The sequence below is a fragment of the Rhodovarius lipocyclicus genome (assembly GCF_009900765.1).
In the GTDB taxonomy this organism is placed as follows: Bacteria; Pseudomonadota; Alphaproteobacteria; order Acetobacterales; family Acetobacteraceae; genus Rhodovarius; species Rhodovarius lipocyclicus.
In genome coordinates this window covers 1-17,594 of the sequence record NZ_JAAABL010000056.1, presented here as the reverse complement: position 1 = coordinate 17,594, position 17,594 = coordinate 1, and the positions used below count along the sequence as shown (strand labels likewise).

Here is a 17,594-nt window from a genome sequence, read left to right as displayed (position 1 = left end):
TGGAGTATGGCAGGTGTTCTTCTCGCGATTTCCTCTCGCCACACTCGACCTCAGGGACGAAACACCCCATCTCAAAACCGTCAGGGATGTCTCCGTACACCTGTCAAACATCTCTCCAGTCTGAACAAGGGGCAGAGCCCCTGACTGGGGGTCCGGGGGCAACGCCCCCGAGCCTGCCACCCCGGCCGGGGCCTCAGGTCAGAAACGCCCCGCCATTCACATGGATGGTCTGGCCGGTGATGTAGCCGCCCTCCGGCCCGGCCAGCATGCGCACCATGGCCGCGATCTCCTCCACATGGCCCTTGCGGCCCAGCGGCACGCCTTCCAGCCGCATGCCCGGGTTGGCGCCGGCGGCCGCCCCCCGCACCGTGTCGATCGCCCCCGGAGAGACGCAGTTGCACCGGATGCCGAGCGGGGCGAGTTCCACCGCCAGCGCGCGCATCAGCCCCTCCAGCCCCGCCTTGCTGGCCGAGACATGCGCCCGGTTCGGCGTGCCGATATGGGTCGAGATGCCCGACAGCCCAATGATGCTGCCCCCGCCGCGCGCCTCCATCAGCGGCACCACCGCGCGGGCCAGGATGAAGGCGCCGTCCAGCGCCACCGACAGGATCTCCCGCCACTCGCCCAGGCTCATCTGCTGGAAGGGGGTCTGCCGGCGCAGCCCGGCGTTGGAGACGGCGATGTCGATGCCCCCGAAGGCCTCGGTGGCCGCCGCGATCATGTCCGCCACCGCCGAGGGCTCGGACACATCAGCCAGCACCGGCAGGGCGCGGCCGCCCAGCGCCTCGATCTCGGCGGCCACCGCCTGCACCGCGTGCAGGTCGGCCCGGCCGTTCACCACCACGGCGGCGCCGCCGCGCGCCAGCTCCAGCGCGATGGCGCGGCCGATATTGCGCCCCGCCCCGGTCACCAGCGCCACTTTTCCCGTCAGGCTGCCCTGGATCATGCCGTTCCTCCTGTTCCGCCACCGCCATACCACGCCGCGCCGCGGCGGGCAGCGGCCCCCTTGCCGCGGGGGCGGGGCTGGCCGATATGGCTCACTCTTTCCTGAGAAAGGCGCAGGCATCATGCCGCTCTGCTCCCCCGCGCGGCGTGATCGCGCATGAGCCTGTTCTCCTTCATGCGGCTGCGCGATATCGGGCTGTTCCTGACCAGCGCGCGCACCGATGCCGCCATCGCCCGGCACCGCCAGACCATGAGCCAGGGCGAGGCGATGGAAGCCGTCTATGCCGAGCGCGGGGACCCCTGGGCCTCGGCCTCGCCCAGCTATCTGTACCAGCGGCGCAAGTATGAGGTGATGGCCTCCCTGCTGCCGAAGGACCGGCATTTCACCGCCGCGCTGGATATCGGCTGCGGCGTGGGCGGCATGCTGCGCGAACTCTCCCCGCGCGCCGACCAGGTGCTGGGCGTGGATGTGGCGCCCAGCGCCATCGCCTTCGCCCAGCGCGCCAACGCGGACCTGCCCAACCTCAGCTACCAGGTCAGCGATATCCATTCCCTGCCCGAGAGCCTGGATGGCCGCTTCGACCTCGTGGTGGTCAGCGACGTGATCTACTACCTGTCCCCGCTGGAGGACGAGGCGCTGAAGCAGATCGGCGCGCGGCTGGTGCGACTGCTGGCCCCGGGCGGGCTGCTGCTATTGGCCAATCACTACTTTTTCCAGCTCGATCCCGATTCCCGGGTGACGCGGCGCATCCACGATGCCTTCCGCTGGCTGCCGGGGCTGCAACTGCAATCCGAGCACTGCAAGCCCTTCTTTCTGGCCAGCCTGCTGCGGCGCTCCGTGTAACAGGGGCGGTTACGAAGCGTATTGCGTCGCAACATAAACCCGGTTGACGGGGCGGGGGAAACTGTTCAGTTTCGCCGATGAAAACTAACCAGTTTCGCTTCGGGACACCCCATGCCACGAATCAATCCCTTCGGCCGCGCGCCGCGTCGCGCCACGCTGGCGTCTGCCCTGGCCGCTCTCGCCCTGGCCAGCGGGCCCGCCCTGGCCCAGGCGCCGCAGCGCCCGCCGGCGGATGTCACGTTCGTCACGATCCATCGCCGCGCGGTGCCCGTCACCACCACCCTGCCCGGCCGCACCACGGCCTTCCGCACGGCGGAGGTCCGCCCCCAGGTGGGCGGCGTGCTGCGCGAACGCCTGTTCACCGAAGGCCAGGCGGTGACGGAGGGCCAGCCCCTCTATCAGATCGACCCGGCCCCCTATGAGGCGGCGCTGGCCAGCGCCCAGGCCAGCCTGGCGCGCGCCGAGGCCAGCCGGCGTTCCGCCAGCATCACGGTCAACCGCTATCGCCCGCTGGTGGCCGCCCGCGCCGTCAGCCAGCAGGACATGGACACGGCCGAGGCCACGCTGCGCCAGACGGAGGCCGATGTGTCCTCCGCCCAGGCGGCGGTCGATACGGCCCGCATCAACCTGACCTACACGCGCGTGCTGTCGCCGTTGTCCGGGCGCACGGGGCGTTCCTCGCTGACCAACGGCGCGCTGGTCACGGCCAGCCAGACCAGCGCGCTGGTCACCATCATCCAGCTCGACCCCATCCTGGTGGACGTGACGCAGCCCAGCTCCGCGCTGCTGCGGCAGCGCCGCGCCATCGCGGCCGGCACCCTGCACCGCGATTCGGCCGACACCGCCACAGCGCATCTGATCCTGGAGGACGGGACCGAATACGCCCATCCCGGCCGGATCCAGTTCACCGAGGTGATCGTGGACCAGGGCACCGGCTCCGTCACGCTGCGCGCCGAATTCCCGAACCCCGACGGGCTGCTGCTGCCGGGCATGTTCGTGCGCGCCCGCGTCGAGGAAGGCGTCACCGACCAGGCCCTGCTGGTGCCCCAGCAGGCCGTGCTGCGCAACGCGCGCGGCGAGCCCCTGGTGTTCGTCGTCAAGCCCGACAACACGGTGGAACCGCGCGTGCTGACCACCGACCGCGCGCTCGGCACCGACTGGCTGGTCACCTCCGGCGTGCAGGAAGGCGACCGCGTGGTGGTGGAGGGCGTGATGCGCCTGGGCCCCGGCGCCCGCGTGAACCCGACGGAACGCGCGGCCCCGGCCCCCACAGCCGCCAACACCCCGCGCACGGGCGGCTAATCCCATGGCCCGCTTTTTCATCGACCGCCCGATCTTCGCCTGGGTGCTGGCCATCGCCACCATGCTGGCGGGGCTTCTCGCGCTGCGATCGCTGCCTGTCGCGCAGTATCCGGCCATCGCGCCGCCGGCCATTTCGATCACGCTGACCTATCCGGGTGCCTCGGCCGAAACGGTGCAGTCCACGGTGGTGCAGATCATCGAGCAGCAGCTGAGCGGCATCGACAACCTGATCTACTTCTCCTCGCAGACCGCGAAGGACGGCAGCGCGACCATCACCCTCACCTTCCGCCAGGGCACCAACCCCGACACGGCGCAGGTGCAGGTGCAGAACAAGCTGAGCCTGGCCATCCCCCGCCTGCCGCAGACCGTGCAGCAGCAGGGCATCCGCGTGGCCAAGGCGACGCAGAACTTCCTGATGGTGGTGGGCTTCGTCTCCAGCCAGCCGAACACCACCCAGGCCGACATCGCCGACTTCATCGTGGCCAACATCCAGGACCCGCTGAGCCGCACCCCGGGCGTGGGCGACTATCAGGTGTTCGGCTCGCAATACGCGATGCGCATCTGGCTGGACCCCGCGAAGCTGCTGAACTACGGGCTGACGCCGGTGGACGTGTCCAACGCCGTCTCGGCGCAGAACGTGCAGGTCTCCTCCGGTGAGATCGGCGCGCTGCCGGCCGTTCGCGGGCAGATGCTGAACGCCACCATCATCGGCCCCTCCTATCTGCAGACGCCGGACCAGTTCGGCGCCATCCTGCTGCGCGTGCAGCCCGATGGCTCCCAGGTGCGGCTGCGCGATGTGGCGCGCGTCGAGATCGGGCAGGAGAACTACGCGACCTCCGCGCTGTTCAACGGCCGCCCGGCCGCGGGCATCGGCATCAGGCTGGCCAGCGGCGCCAACGCGCTGGATACCGCCAGCGCCGTGCGCGCGACGATGGAGCAGCTGCGCCCGAGCTACCCGGCCGGCTATGACGTGATCTACCCCTACGACACCACGCCCTTCGTGCGCCTCTCGATCGAGAGCGTGGTGCACACGCTGGTCGAGGCGATCATCCTCGTCACGCTGGTGATGTTCCTGTTCCTGCAGAACTGGCGCGCGACGCTGATCCCCACCATCGCGGTGCCGGTGGTGCTGCTGGGCACCTTCGCGGTGCTGTCGGCGGCGGGCTACACCATCAACACCCTGACCATGTTCGGCCTGGTGCTGGCCATCGGCCTGCTGGTGGACGACGCCATCGTGGTGGTCGAGAACGTGGAACGCCTGATGGCGGAGGAACACCTCACGCCGCTGGAAGCCACGCGCAAGTCGATGGACCAGATCACCGGCGCCCTGGTGGGCATCGGCCTGGTGCTGTCGGCGGTGTTCCTGCCCATGGCCTTCTTCGGGGGCTCCACGGGCGTGATCTTCCGCCAGTTCTCCATCACCATCGCGACCGCGATGGGGCTGTCGGTGCTGGTGGCCATCGTGTTCACGCCCGCGCTGTGCGCCACGCTGCTGAAGCCGCACAAGAAGGGCCACGACCCGCACAAGGGCCTGTTCGGCTGGTTCAACCGGGGCTTCGACGCCACCACGCGCGGCTACACGCGCGGCGTGGGCGGGCTGCTGAAGCGCGGCATCCGGGTGATGATCGTGTACGCGGCCCTGCTGGTGGCGCTCGGCTTCGGCTTCCTGCGCGTGCCCACGGGCTTCCTGCCCGATGAGGACCAGGGCATCGCCTTCATGCAGATCATCGCTCCCCCCGGGGCCACCTCCGAGCGCACCCAGCGCGCGCTGGATGAGGTCGCGCGCTATGTGCTGGAGGAAGAGCGCGACACCGTGCGCTCCATCTTCACCATCAACGGCTTCAACTTCTCGGGCCGCGGGCAGAATGCGGGCCTGGGCTTCATCGGCCTGCGGGACTGGGCGGACCGGCCCGAGGCGCGCCAGCGCGTGCAGGCCCTGACCCAGCGCCTCATGATCCGCTTCTCGCGGTATCAGGATGCGCTCATCTTCGCCTTCGCGCCGCCGGCCATCACCGAGCTCGGCAACGCCACCGGCTTCACCTTCGAATTGCTGGACCGCGGCGGCGTGGGCCACCAGGCACTGCTGGCCGCCCGCGACCAGTTGCTGGGCCAGGCGGCGCAGAGCCCCGTGCTGATGGGCGTGCGCGCCAACGGCCTGAACGACGAGGCGCAGTACCGCCTCATCATCGACTGGGAGCAGGCGAGCGCGCTCGGCCTGTCCATCTCGGACATCAACACGACGCTCTCGACCGCCTGGGGCGCGCGCTACGTGAACGACTTCATGGACCGTGGCCGCGTGAAGCGCGTGTACATGCAGGGCGACGCGCCCGCCCGCATGCTGCCCGAGGATTTCGACCGCTGGTTCCTGCGCAACAGCCAGGGGCAGATGGTGCCCTTCTCGGCCTTCGGCCGGGCCGAATGGTCCTCCGGCTCGCCGCGCCTGGAACGCTACAACGGCGTCGGCTCGCGGGAGATCCTGGGCATGCCCGCGCCCGGACGCACCACTGGTGAGGCGATGGCGGAGATGGAGCGCCTGGCCTCCCAGCTGCCGCCGGGCATCGGCTTCGACTGGTCGGGCCTGTCCTATGAGGAACGGCAATCCTCCGGCCAGGCGGGCGCGCTGTACGCGGTGTCGCTGCTGGTGGTCTTCCTCTGCCTCGCGGCCCTGTATGAGAGCTGGTCGATCCCGGTCTCGGTGCTGCTGGCGGTGCCGCTGGGCGTGCTGGGCGCGGTCGCGGCCACCCTGCTGCGCGGCCTGTCGAACGACGTGTATTTCCAGGTGGGCCTGCTCGCGACCATCGGCCTCTCGGCGAAGAACGCGATCCTGATCGTGGAATTCGCGCGGGAGAATTTCGACCGCGGCATGACCCTGGCCGAAGGCGCCAAGGAAGCGGCGCGCCAGCGCCTGCGCCCGATCGTCATGACCTCCATGGCGTTCATCCTGGGCGTGGTGCCGCTGGCGGTCGCCACCGGCGCAGGCGCCGGCGGCCAGCACGCCATCGGCACCGGCATCATCGGCGGCGTGCTGGCGGGCACCATCTTCGCGCTGTTCTTCGTGCCCGTGTTCTTCCTGGTGGTGCTGGGCCTGTTCCGCACCAGGCGGCAGAGCGAGAAGCTCGCCGCGCAACAAGCCCCCCAACCGCACCCCGCCGCGGGAGAGTGACCATGCGTAGCCTGACTTTCCTGCCGGTGGCGCTGCTGCTGGCCGGCTGCAACCTGGCGCCGGACTTCATCCGCCCGGCCCCCGCCACGCCCGAGGGCTGGCCCCAGGGCCCGGCCTATCAGCGCCCCGCCGCCGATACCGCGCCCGGGGCGCGCCTGGCCACGGAGATCGCTTGGTCCGAGATCGTCGCCGATGACCGGCTGCGGCGGGTGGTGGCGCTCGGCCTGGCCGAGAACCGCGACCTGCGCGTGGCGGTGCTGAACGCCGCCCAGTATGAGGCGAACTACCGCGTCCAGCGCGCCTCGCTGTTTCCCACCCTCAGCGGCAGCGCCAGCGGCGTGGCCAGCCGCACCCCCGCCCCCTTCTCGACCGACGCCTATCCGGCCAACAGCACCGTGGGGCTGACCCGGGGCGGCTCCGCGCTCGGCGTGGGCATCAGCAGCTTCGAGGTCGATTTGTTCGGCCGCGTGCGCAACCTGACCGAAGGCGCCTTCCAACGCTACCTCGGCTATGAGGAGACGCGCCGCGCGGCCCATATCAGCCTCGTCGCGCAGATCGCCAATGCGTGGCTGACCATCGGCGCGGACCGCGAATTGCTGGCGCTGACGCGCCGCACCCTGGCCAGCCAGGAGCAGTCCCTGACCATCACCCGCGCCGGCTTCCAGGGCGGCACGACCACGGAACTGGCCCTGCGCCAGGCCGAGACCTCCGTGGAGACGGCCCGGGCCAACCTCGCCGCCTTCATCCGGCAGGAGGCGCAGGACCTGAACGCGCTGAAGCGGCTGGTGGGCGCCGAGGTGCCGGAGGAACTGCTGCCCACCGATGCCCAGAGCGTGGACAGCGCCGTGCGCGACGTGCCGGCGGGGATTTCCTCCGACGTGCTGCTGCAGCGGCCGGACGTGCTGGCGGCCGAGCGCAACCTGCGCGCGGCCAATGCCCAGGTGGGCGCGGCGCGGGCGGCGTTCTTCCCCTCCCTCACGCTGACCGCCAGCGGCGGCACCGCGAGCCAGGGGCTGGAGCGGCTGTTCGCGCCGGGGACAGCCAACTGGTCGTTCTCCCCCACCATCAACGTGCCGATCTTCCAGGCCGGCGCCCTGCGCGGAAGCCTGGACGCGGCGCGCATCGGCGCGGATATCCAGGTGGCCACCTATCAAGGCACGCTGCAGACCGCCTTCCGGGAGGTGGCCGACGCGCTGGCCGCGCGGGGCACGCTGACCAGCCAGATCGAGGCGCAGCGCAGCCTCGTCGCGGCCTATGAGGGGGCCTACAACCTGTCCCTGCTGCGCTTCCGCTCGGGGCTCGACAACTATCAGTCGGCCCTCGATTCCGAGCGGCAGTTGTTCGCGGCGCGCCAGACCCTGATCACGCTGGAATTGCAGCGCCGGCAGAACCGGGTGACGCTGTACAGGGCGCTCGGCGGCGGCTGGCGTGCCAGCGCCGAGGAAGCAGGCGAGCAGAGGGCGCCATGACGCCGGCGGCAGCGGAGATCGAGCCACCCCGGGGACAGTCGCGCACCCGCATGAGCGAGGCCGAGCGCAGCCGCGTGCTGCGCGAGGCCGCGGAGGCGGTCTTCCTGCGCCAGGGCTATGCCGCCACCAACATGGACGAGGTGGCCCGCCAGGCCGGCATGTCCAAGCGGACGCTGTACCAGCACTACCCCTCCAAATCCGCGCTGTTCGAGGCGGTGATGCGCGACTGCCTGGAACCGCTGACCCTGCCCGCCGCGGATGGCCAGGACCTGCGGGCCAGCCTGTGCACCCTGCTGGAGACAGCGACCCGCCACCTGCTGGCGCCCCGGCAGATGGCGATCTTCCGCATCGTCATCTCCGAGGCGCACCGCGCGCCGGAACTGGCCGATGCCTTCCATTGCGCGGGGCCCGGCCACGGCGCCAATGCCATGCAGCGGCGCCTGCAGGTGGAGATCGACGCCGGGCGGCTGAAGCTGGACGACGCGCATGCGGCGGCCAAGCTGCTGTACGGCATGGTGCTGGGCCCGCGCCACATGATGGTGATGCTGGGCCTGCAGGCCGAGCCGGATGAGGCGGAACTGGCGATGCTGGTGCGCCGGGCGGTGGATGTTTTCATGGATGGCGCACTTATTCGCGCGGGGTGACAGGATTTCCTTGTATTGCGGCGACGCAGCAACTATATGACCCGCGTCAGCCTTTTCGGTTCGGACCGATCTCCCGGCTTCAAGCACCCGCGCCCAGCGCGGCTGTGTGAGAGCCGAGCCCGCATCCCGCTCCCCATAAGATTGATCCGCCACGCATGCGCGCGTGGTGGCACGCGATGATTGAACGGAATTTCATGTCCAACGGTACCATCAAGTGGTTCAACGCAACCAAGGGCTACGGTTTCATCCAGCCCGAGGACGGCGGGGCCGACGTCTTTGTCCACATCTCTGACGTGGAGCGCGCCGGCATCAAGAACCTGCGCGAGGGTGACAAGCTCTCCTACGAGCTCATGCAGGGTCAGCGCGGCAAGGTTTCCGCGACCAACCTGAAGCTGGAAGGCTAAGTCCGGCAACCCGGACGGGCTTCGGGCGTTTCTCCCTGCATGACGCATGCAGGGGTGACTCGCTTGCCTAATTTTAAGGCTTTCCCGAAGCAGCGGGCGCGGAAGTCACGGCTTCCGCCCCAATTCTCTCATCATTTCGTCACCATCACTCGTTTATGCTTGGCCTACGGCACGCATGTGCTGGCCCAAAAAAACGCAACATAAGAACGATATCATCATGACCAATACCCAGACCCACGCGCATACCAGCGCCTCCAACAAGCCCCCCGTCCTGCTCAGCCAGGCCGAGATCCGCCGTATCATCGCCGAGATGATGGGCTGAGGCTTCTTTTCCAAGCGGTCACGAATCTGTCATAAAACCGTCATCAACGAGGAACACCTCGGACGGGAGTGAAGCGCCTGCGGCCCCTTCTTCCGGGAGCAGGCGAATGACCGCATCCTCTAACCTTCCCGCCACCACGCGGCGCGCGGCCATCATGGCCAGTGCCGCCCTCGGCGGGGCCAACATCCACATCCGCGAATCCCAGGCGCAACGCAGCGAAACCGTGCTGCGCGTGGGCATGACCGCCTCCGACATCCCCTCCGTGACCGGCCAGCCCGACCAGGGCAGCGAGGGTTGGCGCTTCACCGGCGTCACCCTCTATGATGGCCTGGTCAACTGGGACCTGTCGCGGGCGGACCGGCCCAGCACCCTCGCCCCGGGCCTGGCCACGCACTGGCAGGTGGATGCCGCCGACCGCCGCCGCTGGGTGTTCACCCTGCGCCCCGGCGTGAAGTTTCATGACGGCTCGGACTGGAATGCCGATGCCGCCATCTGGAACCTGGTGAAGCTGACCGACCAGAACGCCCCCCAATACGACCGCCGGCAGGTCGCCCAGACCTATGGCCGCATGGGCTATATCGCGGGGTTCGAGAAGCTTGGGGAATTCTCCATCAGCATCTCCACCCACGAACCCGACGCGCTGCTGCCATACTATTTTGGGCGCATCTTCTTCTCCTCCCCCACCCAATGGGAAAAGGTCGGCCGCAGCTGGGAGGCCTTCGCCCGCGCGCCCTCGGGCACCGGGCCGTGGAAATTCGCCTCCATCGTGCCACGCCAGCGGCTGGAGATGGTGAAGAACACCGAATACTGGGACCAAGCCCGGGTGCCCAAGACCGACCGCCTGGTGCTGCTGCCCATCCCCGACGCCAACACCCGCGTGGCCGCCCTGCTCTCCGGCCAAGTGGACTGGATCGAGGCGCCGCCGCCCGATGCCGTGCCGCGCCTGCGCCAGCAGAACATGCAGATCGTCACCAACAGCTACCAGCACACCTGGCCCTGGGTGCTGAACCTGAATACGGGCTCGCCCTTCGCCGATATCCGGGTGCGCAAGGCGCTGAACCTGGGCATCGACCGGGCCGCGATTTCCAACATGCTGGGCGGATTCGGCGCGCCGGCGGTGGGCCAAGTGCCGCCCGGGCACCCCTGGTTCGGCAATCCCAGCTTCCGCATCCGCCACGACCCCGCCGAGGCGCGCCGCCTGCTGGCCGAGGCCGGATTCGGCCCCAACAACCCGGTGCGCGCCAAGATCATCATCAGCGCCTCCGGCTCCGGCCAGATGCAGCCGATGATGATGAACGAGGCGATCCAGGAGATGGTCCGCCCGCTGGGCATCGAGATCAGCTTCGAGGTGGTGGACTGGGCCGCCATGGTGCAGTCGCGGCTGAAGGGATCGCGCGATGCCTCCCAGCGCGGGCTGCATGGGCTGAATTATTCCTGGGTATGGGTGGACCCGGATTTCGGCTTCATCACCGCGCTCGACAGCCGCAAGACCGCGCCGCGGGGCAACAATTGGGGCTATGTCGAGCAGCCGGAGTTCGACGCCTTCTCCGACCGCATCCGCGCCGAGTTCGACCCGGCGAAGCAGGACCAGGTGGTGGCCGAGATGCACACCCGCATGGTCGATGAATGCGTGTGGCTGTGGGTGGTGCACGACATGAACGCGCGCGCCATGACGGCCAGGGTGAAGGGATTCGTGCAGGCGCAGAACTGGATCCAGGACCTGACCCCGGTGCGGATGGAATAACCCTCCGCTAGGCTGGCGGGATGGAGTCCTGGCTGCCTTATCTTCTGACCTGCGCGACCATCGCCATCAGCCCCGGTCCCGGCAGCCTGCTCACGCTGACCATCGCCACCCGCCAGGGTGGGGCGGCCGCGATGATCTCGGCGGCCGGGCTGCTGGTGGGGTCCATGACGCATGTGGTCGTGGTCGCGCTGGGGGCGGCGCTGCTGCAACGCGCCCTGCCCTGGTTGCAGCCGCTGCTGACCGTGCTGGGCGGGGCCTATCTGGTGTGGCTCGGCGCGCGGCTGTGGGCGGCCCGCCATCACCGCCTGGCCGAGGCCGGCCTACCGCCGCTGAACCCCGCCAACCTGTTCCTGCGCGCCTGGCTGCTGTCGCTCAGCAATGCCAAGGCCATCGTGCTGCTGCTGGCGCTGGTGCCGCCCTATGTGCGGCCGGAGGCCCCGGCGATTCCCCAGGCACTGCTGCTGGCGCTGGGCTATGGCGCGGTCTCGGGCATCTGGCACGGGGTGCTGGCCGGGCTGGCGCAGGCGCTGGGCCCCTGGCTGCGCACGCCGCGTGGTGCCGTGGCCATGGCGGGCTTCTCTGCCAGCCTGTTCTGCCTATTCGGTTTGTGGATGGCCCAGGAAGGGCTGCGCAGCCTGTTGCCGTAAAGGGCCGCATGGGGAATACCCATGCTGCATCGCGCACGGGAACCCTTTGCCATGGCCGCCGAGTACATCCTCACCCTCTCCTGCCCCAACCGCCCGGGTATTGTCGCCGCGGTGGCCGACGCCATCTTCCTGCATGGCGGCAACATCCGCGACGCGCAGCAGTATGACGACACCGCCGCCACCCGCTTCTTCACCCGCATCATGCTGGACGATGCCGGCAGCCTGAACCTGGATGGGCTGCGGGCGGAAATGGCCCGGGTGGCCGAGCGTTTCTCCATGCATTGGGCCCTGCGCGACCGCGCGGAGAAGCGGCGGGTGATGCTGCTGGTGTCCAAGTTCGACCATTGCCTGGCCGATATCCTGTACCGCTGGCGCATCGGCGAATTGCCGATGATCCCCACCGGCATCATCTCCAACCACCCGCTCTCGACCTATCCGCACCTGGATTTCACGGGCATCCCGTTCTTCCACATGCCGATCTCCAAGGAGAACAAGCCCCAGCAGGAGGCCGAGATCTGGCGCCAAGTGCAGGAGACGAAGACGGATCTGGTGGTGCTGGCGCGCTACATGCAGATCCTGTCCGATGACCTGTCGGCCAAGCTGTCGGGCCGCTGCATCAACATCCATCACTCCTTCCTGCCGGGCTTCAAGGGGGCCAAGCCCTATCATCAGGCCCATGCCCGCGGCGTGAAGCTGATCGGCGCCACCGCGCATTACGTGACGGCGGACCTGGATGAAGGCCCGATCATCGAACAGGATGTGGAACGCATCTCCCACAAGGACACGCCCGATGACCTGGTGCGCCAGGGGCGGGATATCGAACGCCGCGTGCTGTCGCGCGCGCTGATGTGGCACCTGGAGGACCGGGTGCTGATGAATGGCAGCCGGACGGTGGTGTTCAGGGACTGAAGGCGCCCCTGGCTCGGGGCCAGGGGCGAAGCCCCCGTCTTCAGCTCCGCAGCCGATCCCCCGCCGCCGCCACGATCGCCGCGTATCGCGCGCTTTCCGCCCGCAGATAGGCCGCAGCATCCGCCGGAGAGGACGGTTCCGCCGGGTCCAGCCCCGATTCCGTCAGCCGCGCCGCCGTGGGTGCGTCCTTCAGCGTGTTGGCCATGGCGCGTGACCAGGCCTGCTGCAGCTCGGGCGCCATGCCCGGCGGGCCCAGCAGCATGTACCAGGTGATCAGGTCGAAATCCGGGAAGCCGGCCTCGGCCATGGTCGGCACACCCGGCAGGCTGGCGGCCCGGCGCGGCCCCGAGACCGCCAGCGCCCGCAGCGTGCCGCCACGCAGATGCCCCGCCGCCGAGCTCAGCACCGAGAAGCCGAAGCCGGTCTCCTGCTTCATCACCGCCTCCAGCATCTGGCTGCCGCCGCGATAGGTCACATGGGTGACGGGCGGCACCCCGGCGGGCGCCTTCTGCAGGAAGAGTTCCGTCGCCAGCTGCGGCGTGGAGCCGATGCCGGAGGACGCATAGGACGCCCGGCCCGGATTGGCGCGCAGCCAGGCCAGCAGCCCCGCCACGTCGCGCGCCGGGTGGTCGGGGGCGACCACCAGCACCATCGGCGTGGTGCCCCAGATGGACAGCGGCGTGAAATCCTCGAGCGGATTGATGGCCACGTTCGGGTTCACCAGCGGCGCGATCACCAGGGAGGACGGGTCGGCGATCACCACCGTATGGCCATCCGGGGCCAGGCGCTTGATATAGTTCAGCGCCAGCGTGCCGCCCGCGCCGGGGCGGTTTTCCACCACCACGGTCTGGCCCAGCGCCTGGGAAATGCGCGGGGCCGCGATGCGCGCCGCGATGTCCGAGGAGCCCCCGGCCGCGAACCCGTTCACGATGGTCACCACGCGATCGGGGAAGGCCGCCAGCGCCGCCGTCGGCAGCAGGGCTGGCAGGGACAGCAGCAGGCGGCGCTTCAGCATCGCACTCTCCTCAAAGGCCCATCTCGGGCAGGGTCTTCAGTTCCACCCCGGCGGCCAGCAGGGCGGCGCGGGTGGCGCTGCCCACGGCCTCGGCGGTGGGTTCATCGGCGTGCAGGCACAGGGAATGCACTTCGACCGGGATGCGCTTGCCGGAGCGGGTGACGATCACCTTGTCCACCACCATGGCGACCGCCTGGGCCGCCGCGCGGGCGGGGTCCTTGTGCACAGCATCGGCGTTGAAGCGGGAGGTGATGTTGCCGTCGTCATCGTACATGCGGTCGATATAGCCCTCGACCGCGAAACGCAGGCCGTGGTGGTGCGCCGCCTTCTCGATGTGCGAATGCGCCAGGCCCACATAGATCAGGTTCGGGTCCACGCCCTTCACGCCGCGCGCCATGGCGTCCGCCACGTCCGGGTCCACGATGCCCACATTGTGCAGGGCGCCGTGCGGCTTCACATGCGTCACCTTCGCGCCGTGCATCGCGGCGATGCCCATCAGGGCGCCGATCTGATAGGCGACGAGGTATTCGATATCGCGCGGGTTCATCTTCATCGCGCGGCGGCCGAAGCCCCAGATGTCGTTGTAGCCGGGATGGGCGCCGATCGAGACGCCGTGCTTCAGCGCCAGCGCCACCGTCCCGTGCATCACGGTGGGGTCGCCGGCGCTCATGCCGCAGGCGATGTTGGCACTGTTGATCAGCGGCATCACCGCCGGGTCATTGCCCTTGTGCCAGGTGCCGAAGCTTTCGCCGATATCGGCATTGATGTTCACGACAGGCACAGAGACTCTCCTTACGGGACGATTGTGAAGCGGTTGTAACCGGCAGCCTAGACCGGAACGGCGGCCAATTGCGCGGCCATGGCGGGTGAAAGGTTGGCACCGCACAGCAAAGTGGCGACCTGCCGCCCGGCGAAGCGGTGCGGCTGCGCCAGGATCGCGGCCACGCCCACGGCGCCCGAGGGTTCCACGCTGTGCCCCAGATGACGGCGCAGCAACAGCATGGCCCGGAAGATCTCCTCCTCCGACACCGGCATGATGTCGTCGTAGAGGCCACGCAGCGTCTCCAGCGCCTCCGGGATCGGGACGCGGATAGCGATGCCGTCGGCGATGGTGTCCGCCTTCTCCGTCTCCAGCATGCGCCCGGCTTCCAGCGAGAGCATCATGGACGGCGCCTGCTCCGCCACCACGGCCACGATGCGCGTGGCGGGCGAGGCGGCGCGCAGCGCGGCACCCACCCCCGCCAACAGCGCGCCATTGCCCAGCGGCACGATCATGGTGTCGAAACGGCCGGCGGCCGCGATCTCCAGCCCCATGGTGCCGGCACCCTCGGCGATGGCGGGCTCCAGCCCGTCCTCGACGAAGCGCAGGCCGGCATCGGCGGCGAAGCGCTTGGCGGCGGCCTTGGCGGCGTCGAAATCCTGCCCCGCCAAGCGCACATCGGCGCCGAAGCCGCGCATGGCCTCGATCTTCAGCGGGTTGGCGGTCTCGGCGGCGAAGACCGTGCAGGCATGGCCGCGCCGGGTGGCCGCGCGCGCCAGCCCCTGGCCGAAATTGCCAGCGGAGGCACAGACGACGGCCTCGCCCGGGGCCAGTTCGGTGGCCACGAAGAACTCGGCGCCGCGCCCCTTGAAGGAGCCGATGGGGTTCTGGAATTCGACCTTGGCCGAGAGGCGGCAGCCCAGCACCGCGTCCAGCCCCGAGTCGTGGGCCATGGGGCTGTCGAGGAAAGCCGGGTCGATCAGGGCGGAAGCGGCGCGGATGCGCGCGATGGCGATAGGGCGAGGCATGCGCGCATCATGCCGGGACGATGCGCGGATTGGCCGCGATTCGGCGCGTTTCATCGGGTTTTCCCCGCGCATCATCCTGGCATCATGCGGCCCATGGACCAATTCGACCGCCGCATCCTAGATGCCATGCAGCGCGACGCCCGCCGCCCCGCGGAGGCGATCGGCGCCGAGATCGGCCTCTCGGCCTCCGCCGTGCAGCGCCGCCAGGCGCGGCTGCGGGAGGATGGGGCGATCACCGCCGAGATCGCCGTGGTGGACCAGAAGACCGCCGGCCGCCCGCTGACGCTGCTGGTGGATATCGAGCTGGAGCGCGAACGCCCGGAGCTGCTGGCCAGCTTCAAGCGCTGGATCGTGGCGGAGCCCGCGGTGCAGGAGGCCTGGTATGTGACCGGCGACCGCGACTATGTGCTGGTCGTCACCGCACGGGACATCGAGGAATACGACGCCCTGACCCAGCGCATGGTGGCCGATAACGCCAATATCCGCCGCTTCAACACCCGGGTGGCGCTGGGGACGCTGAAGCGTGGGCTGATGGTGCCCTTGGCTTAACCCGGCACCGAGGGATCGGTCAGGCGCTCGTATTCCTCCAGCGCGAAGCGGTCCGTCATGCCGGCGATATAGTCGCCCACCACCCGGGCGCAGAGCGGGGTGCCGGCCGCCCCGGCCTTTTCCCGCCAATGGCCCGGCAGCATCTGCGGCGCGCCGTGCAGCAACTGGAACAGCACCTGCACCACCCGCTTGGACTTGCCCATGGTGCGGTTGACGCGCCAGTGGCGGTACATGCGCTCGAACAGGAAGGCGCGGACGGCCTTGTTCGCCTCGTCCATCTGCGCGCTGAAGGCCACCATGGCGCGGTGCGCGCCCCGGATGCCATCGGCGTCGGCGGGGTTCAGCGCCTCGATCCGGCGGGTGGTCTCGGCCACCACATCGTTGATCATGCGCCCGATCACGCGGCGCACCATCTCGGGCGCCAGGCGTTCCTCGGCCACACCGGGGTTCTGCAGCTTCACCTCGTCCAGCGCCTCACGCGGCAGCGGCAGGGCGCCCACCTCCTCCAGCGTGAACAGGCCGGCGCGCAGACCGTCCTCCAGGTCGTGGTTGTTGTAGGCGATGTCGTCGGCCAGCGCCGCCGCCTGCGCCTCGGCCGAGGGCCAGCTGGCGAGGTCGAGGCTGTGGCGGAAATCATATTCGGCGATATAGCCGCTGGGGCTGCGGACCGGGCCATTGTGCTTGGCCAGCCCCTCCAGCGCCTCCCAGGTCAGGTTCAGCCCGTCGAAGCCGGCATAGCGGCGTTCGAGCTGCGTGACGTGCTTCAGGCTCTGCGCATTGTGGTCGAAGCCGCCATGGCTGCGCATGGAGGCATTCAGCGCGTCCTCACCGGCATGGCCGAAGGGCGGGTGGCCCAGGTCGTGGGCCAGGGCCAGCGCCTCGGCCAGATCCTCATCCAGCCGCAGGCGGCGGGCCAGGCTGCGGGCGATCTGCGCCACTTCCAGGCTGTGGGTCAGGCGGGTGCGGTAATGGTCGCCCTCATGGAAGATGAAGACCTGCGTCTTGTATTGCAGCCGCCGGAAGGCGCGCGAATGCAGCACCCGGTCCCGGTCGCGCTGGAAGGGGCTGCGGGTGCGGTCCTCCTGCTCCGCGTGCAATCGCCCGCGCGAGGCGTCGGCATGCACGGCCCAGGGGGCCAGGGATCGGTAGTATTGATAGGGAGGGACCATGGGTGAAAGCGGTAACAGCGCCCGCCGCGCGCCGCAATCAAGGGTTGCGCGCGAAGGGGGCTGAAAATCCGCCGCGGCGACGCTATCTTGATGGCATCAGGAGTATCGCCATGCCGGATGGCACCACCTTCCTCGTCACGCCGCGCGCCGCGGCCGAGATCTCAGCCATTGCCAGCCGCCAGGGCACGCCCGGGGCGGCGCTGCGCGTCGCTGTGGAAGCCGGCGGCTGCTCTGGCATGCGCTACGACTTCAACCTGGCCGAATCCATCGATCCCGACGATCTGGTGGTGGAGCAGGATGGCGTGCGCGTGCTGGTGGACCCCACCAGCCTGGAATTCCTCGCCGGCGCCACGCTGGACTGGCACGACAGCCTGATGGGCAGCCACTTCAAGGTGACCAACCCCCAGGCCACCAGCGGCTGCGGCTGCGGCGTCAGCTTCGCGGTCTAGATCATCATCCGATCAGATGGGATCATCTGATCGGATAAAGATGATCGTGAAAACAAATACCTGGAGCGGTTGCCGTGAGCCGGTGCGAACGGAAACCGCTCTAACAGGCTGCTGAAAAGCGGTTTCAGAAAGCGGCCGGATGGGCTGGTTGACCGGCTTTCAGCGTCGGCGTCGCCTGAGCATGCCGCATTCTGTAAGTTTTTGGCGGTGGCGGTGAGTTCGGGACGGAAT

The 17,594-nt window shown here is 69.1% G+C and carries 17 protein-coding genes; 11 read left to right on the top strand and 6 right to left on the bottom strand.

All coding sequences use genetic code 11. From position 1 onward, the window contains the following. Positions 1-193: 193 nt before the first annotated feature. Positions 194-946 (bottom strand): SDR family NAD(P)-dependent oxidoreductase, encoded by a 753-nt coding sequence (locus GT007_RS20360; protein WP_160123507.1) that lies wholly within the window; start codon positions 944-946, stop codon positions 194-196. 156 nt (positions 947-1,102) lie between these two features. Here GT007_RS20360 and GT007_RS20355 point away from each other — a divergent pair, with 156 nt between their 5' ends. From GT007_RS20355 to purU, 9 genes are all read left to right on the top strand, one after another. Continuing rightward, on the top strand, positions 1,103-1,789 hold the full coding sequence (locus GT007_RS20355) for a class I SAM-dependent methyltransferase (protein WP_160123506.1): 687 nt from the start codon (positions 1,103-1,105) through the stop codon (positions 1,787-1,789). A 111-nt stretch (positions 1,790-1,900) separates the two neighbouring features. Continuing rightward, entirely contained in the window at positions 1,901-3,091 is a 1,191-nt protein-coding gene (locus GT007_RS20350) for an efflux RND transporter periplasmic adaptor subunit (RefSeq protein ID WP_160123505.1), read from the top strand. Positions 3,092-3,095: 4 nt separating this feature from the next. After that, positions 3,096-6,254, top strand: coding sequence for an efflux RND transporter permease subunit (locus tag GT007_RS20345; protein ID WP_160123504.1), 3,159 nt, complete (start codon positions 3,096-3,098; stop codon positions 6,252-6,254). A 2-nt stretch (positions 6,255-6,256) separates the two neighbouring features. Next, positions 6,257-7,723 (top strand): efflux transporter outer membrane subunit, encoded by a 1,467-nt coding sequence (locus GT007_RS20340; protein WP_160123503.1) that lies wholly within the window; start codon positions 6,257-6,259, stop codon positions 7,721-7,723. Further along, entirely contained in the window at positions 7,720-8,367 is a 648-nt protein-coding gene (locus GT007_RS20335) for a TetR/AcrR family transcriptional regulator (protein WP_160123502.1), read from the top strand. Before GT007_RS20340 ends, GT007_RS20335 begins: the two co-directional genes overlap by 4 nt. A gap of 194 nt (positions 8,368-8,561) precedes the next feature. Continuing rightward, positions 8,562-8,771: a cold-shock protein gene (locus tag GT007_RS20330; RefSeq protein WP_160123501.1), complete on the top strand. Its 210-nt coding sequence runs from the start codon at positions 8,562-8,564 to the stop codon at positions 8,769-8,771. A gap of 428 nt (positions 8,772-9,199) precedes the next feature. Continuing rightward, a complete protein-coding gene (locus GT007_RS20325; RefSeq protein ID WP_160123500.1) occupies positions 9,200-10,837 on the top strand; it encodes an ABC transporter substrate-binding protein in 1,638 nt (545 codons plus the stop codon). 20 nt (positions 10,838-10,857) lie between these two features. Continuing rightward, the gene (locus tag GT007_RS20320) at positions 10,858-11,484 is read left to right on the top strand and encodes a LysE family translocator (RefSeq protein ID WP_160123499.1); all 627 of its coding nucleotides are present in this window, start codon (positions 10,858-10,860) and stop codon (positions 11,482-11,484) included. Positions 11,485-11,505: 21 nt separating this feature from the next. After that, complete coding sequence (gene purU / locus GT007_RS20315) at positions 11,506-12,393, top strand: formyltetrahydrofolate deformylase (RefSeq protein ID WP_236571783.1); 888 nt, start codon at positions 11,506-11,508, stop codon at positions 12,391-12,393. Positions 12,394-12,433: 40 nt separating this feature from the next. On the opposite strand, the gene GT007_RS20310 is transcribed toward purU, so the two are convergent. Genes GT007_RS20310 through GT007_RS20300 form a run of 3 tightly spaced genes read right to left on the bottom strand, consistent with a single transcriptional unit; the run spans position 12,434 to position 15,196 of the window. After that, on the bottom strand, positions 12,434-13,408 hold the full coding sequence (locus GT007_RS20310; protein WP_160123498.1) for a Bug family tripartite tricarboxylate transporter substrate binding protein: 975 nt from the start codon (positions 13,406-13,408) through the stop codon (positions 12,434-12,436). 10 nt (positions 13,409-13,418) lie between these two features. Next, positions 13,419-14,189, bottom strand: coding sequence for a LamB/YcsF family protein (locus GT007_RS20305; protein WP_201451992.1), 771 nt, complete (start codon positions 14,187-14,189; stop codon positions 13,419-13,421). Between the two features lie 47 nt (positions 14,190-14,236). Beyond that, positions 14,237-15,196, bottom strand: coding sequence for a threonine ammonia-lyase (locus tag GT007_RS20300; protein WP_160123497.1), 960 nt, complete (start codon positions 15,194-15,196; stop codon positions 14,237-14,239). A gap of 93 nt (positions 15,197-15,289) precedes the next feature. Between GT007_RS20300 and GT007_RS20295 the strand changes: the two genes are divergently transcribed. Continuing rightward, positions 15,290-15,745: an Lrp/AsnC family transcriptional regulator gene (locus GT007_RS20295; RefSeq protein WP_201451991.1), complete on the top strand. Its 456-nt coding sequence runs from the start codon at positions 15,290-15,292 to the stop codon at positions 15,743-15,745. Here GT007_RS20295 and GT007_RS20290 read toward each other — a convergent pair. Then, positions 15,742-16,914 (bottom strand): deoxyguanosinetriphosphate triphosphohydrolase, encoded by a 1,173-nt coding sequence (locus GT007_RS20290; RefSeq protein WP_160123496.1) that lies wholly within the window; start codon positions 16,912-16,914, stop codon positions 15,742-15,744. The two genes, GT007_RS20295 and GT007_RS20290, sit on opposite strands and share 4 nt — an antisense overlap. Before the next feature lie 110 nt (positions 16,915-17,024). Between GT007_RS20290 and GT007_RS20285 the strand changes: the two genes are divergently transcribed. Continuing rightward, positions 17,025-17,363, top strand: a complete 339-nt coding sequence (locus GT007_RS20285; protein WP_160123495.1) for a HesB/IscA family protein — start codon at positions 17,025-17,027, stop codon at positions 17,361-17,363. On the opposite strand, the gene GT007_RS22635 is transcribed toward GT007_RS20285, so the two are convergent. Then, the coding region (locus GT007_RS22635; RefSeq protein ID WP_236571782.1) for a hypothetical protein at positions 17,360-17,594 on the bottom strand (235 nt) is incomplete at its 5' end. The genes GT007_RS20285 and GT007_RS22635 overlap by 4 nt on opposite strands.